Origin of the sequence: Streptomyces alkaliphilus, from assembly GCF_014141535.1 — a bacterium.
In the GTDB taxonomy this organism is placed as follows: domain Bacteria; phylum Actinomycetota; class Actinomycetes; order Streptomycetales; family Streptomycetaceae; genus Streptomyces; species Streptomyces alkaliphilus.
Window position 1 is genome coordinate 1 of sequence record NZ_VKHT01000811.1, and the last position, 2,335, is coordinate 2,335.

The 2,335-nt window shown below is 72.8% G+C and carries 3 protein-coding genes; 1 reads left to right on the forward strand and 2 read right to left on the reverse strand.

The window, feature by feature from the left end; all coding sequences use genetic code 11:
- Together FNQ90_RS20015 and rpsD are read right to left on the reverse strand one after the other, a co-directional pair.
- On the reverse strand, positions 1–368 hold a 368-nt coding region (locus FNQ90_RS20015), incomplete at its 3' end, for a DUF948 domain-containing protein (RefSeq protein WP_182607633.1).
- A 367-nt stretch (positions 369–735) separates the two neighbouring features.
- A complete protein-coding gene (gene rpsD / locus FNQ90_RS20020; protein ID WP_182607634.1) occupies positions 736–1,347 on the reverse strand; it encodes a 30S ribosomal protein S4 in 612 nt (203 codons plus the stop codon).
- 146 nt (positions 1,348–1,493) lie between these two features.
- Here rpsD and FNQ90_RS20025 point away from each other — a divergent pair, with 146 nt between their 5' ends.
- On the forward strand, positions 1,494–2,249 hold the full coding sequence (locus FNQ90_RS20025) for a DUF2470 domain-containing protein (RefSeq protein ID WP_182607635.1): 756 nt from the start codon (positions 1,494–1,496) through the stop codon (positions 2,247–2,249).
- Positions 2,250–2,335 lie beyond the last annotated feature (86 nt).

Here is a 2,335-nt window from a genome sequence, read left to right on the forward strand (position 1 = left end):
GTCGAGGCGGGATCCCCGGTGGTGCGGCGGCGGGCCAGGGCGCGACGGACTCCGTAGCCGAAGGCCGCGACCTTCACGAGGGGCCCGCCGAAGGTCGACGAGACGGTGGTGGAGAGCGCGGAGGCGTTGGCGGTGACCTCCCGGATGTCACCGGCGATGGCGTCCACCCTGTCCAGTTGGGTCTGGGCGGAGCGCACCGTGTCGGTGGCCTCGCCCAGCAGGGGGACCACCCGGTCGGTCAGCTCCTCCACCAGGCGGCCGGCCGCCCGCAGGGTGACGGCGAGCCGGGCCAGCGCGACGGCGAGGAAGGACACCAGAATGGCCCAGAAGACCGCCACCAGGAGGCCGGCCACCTCTCCACCGGACACGTTCGCACCGTTTCTCTCGGCTTCTCTCTGTCGCCCCGGCGTTCCCCGGCTCCGGTCCGGGGGACGTTTCGGGTGTTCCCGCCGTAACACGGCCCCCGGGCCGGCCGGGAGGACCGTCCCGGTTCCCGACCCCGCCACCGGGCACCGGGGCGGGCCCCCGAGCCTATCGCGCCGGGTCCATCGGACCGCACCGGTCATCGGGCGCGGCGTCCGGCCGGCGTCCCCCGCAGTGTACGGCCCGCCGGAGCACCGCCGGCCCTCGTGCCGCCCCGGGAAACGGGACGGCCCCGCCGGGCGGACTCGTGGTCCGTCCGACGGGGCCGGGGCACCCGTCCGCTCCCGTCACCCGAGGGGCGACGGGAGAAGATCAGCGGGCGTAGTACTCGACGACCATCTGCTCGTCGCAGATGACCGGGATCTCCTTGCGCAGCGGGTCGCGGTCGAGGCGGAACGCCAGCGCCTGCAGGTTGACCTGCAGGTAGCGCGGGGTCTCGCCGTCACCGGCCCAACCGCCCTCACGGGCGACCTGGAAGGGGGTCTTCTCGCGGCTGCGCTCGCGGACCCGCACCACGTCGTCCGGACGGACGATGTAGGAGGGTCGGTCCACCTTCCGGCCGTTCACCTCGATGTGGCCGTGGACCACCATCTGGCGGGACTGGTAGATGGTGCGGGCCAGACCGGCCCGCAGGACGAGCGCGTCCAGACGGCGCTCGAGCTCGACGATGAGTGCCTCACCCGTCTTGCCCTCGACCTTCCGAGCGCGGTCGTAGGCACGGGCCAGCTGTCGCTCGCTGATGTCGTACTGCGCGCGCAGCCGCTGCTTCTCGAGCAGACGGACCTTGTAGTCACTGGTCTGCTTGCGACCCCGACCGTGGACACCCGGCGGGTAGGGACGCTTCTCGAAGTACTTGACCGCCTTGGGGGTCAGGGCGACGCCGAGCGCCCGCGACTTCTTGACCTTGGGACGCGACTGGTTCACGTCGGAGGAACCTCCGTGTAGCTTAGGTTAGCCTTACCTTAGTTTCAGGAGTGCACATGTCTCGTACCGGGAGCCCCAAGACGGGTCAGCCGCGCCCCGCGGTGGACGACACCCGACGACCTTCGGCCGCCGAACGCGTGCGCACAATGACCGATTCAAGCGCATCGGCCAGGCTCGTGATCCCGGGGCCGACCTCCGACGAGGGCGGTCACAGCCGTTCCGAGATCCGCGCCGTGGACACCGACGGTACCGTATTCCTGCTGGTGGAGGGTAATTCGACCGCCGCGTCGGCGACCGCGCGGCGGAGCGACGGAACCCTCACCTGTGTGATGGAAATCACCGACGTGGCACCGGTCGCCGTCCCCCACCGCATCCGCGGGCGGGGGTGGGTGGCCGGGTGGCTGCGGGTCCCCTCGACCGAGGAGGCCGTCCGCGCGAGCCGACTGACCACCGGGTCCCGCCCGGACCGGGGCACCGGAACGCCCGGGGAGACGACCGCCGGGGAACACGGCGGGCCGACCGCGCTGGTGCTGGAGGTCGGGGAGGCGTACACCGACGATCTGTGGGGGGCCGAACACGTGGACGCGGAGGAGTTCCGCGCCGCCCGCACCGACCCACTGGCACGCCACGAGGCGGAACTGCTCCAGCACCTCGCCGGCGCCCACCACGAGCAACTGCTCGGGCTGTGTCGCCTGTTGGATCCGGCGACCGCCGAATGGGCCCGGCGGGGACGGATCGCCCCGCTCGCGCTGGACCGCTTCGGACTGCGGGTGCGGTTCTGGAGCGGGAGGTGCCCGGGCGGAAGGCCGAACGGCTTCGACGCCCGGTTCGACTTCCCCCGCCCGGTGCGCGATGTCACCGACCTGCGGTGCGCGATGCGCCGGCTCTTCGACGCCGGTTGAGCCCCACCCGGCGTGCCTCCCCCCGGGGCCGGGGGAGGCACGCGCGCCGACCGTTCAGGTCTCCCCCCGCGCGGCGTCCTCTCCCC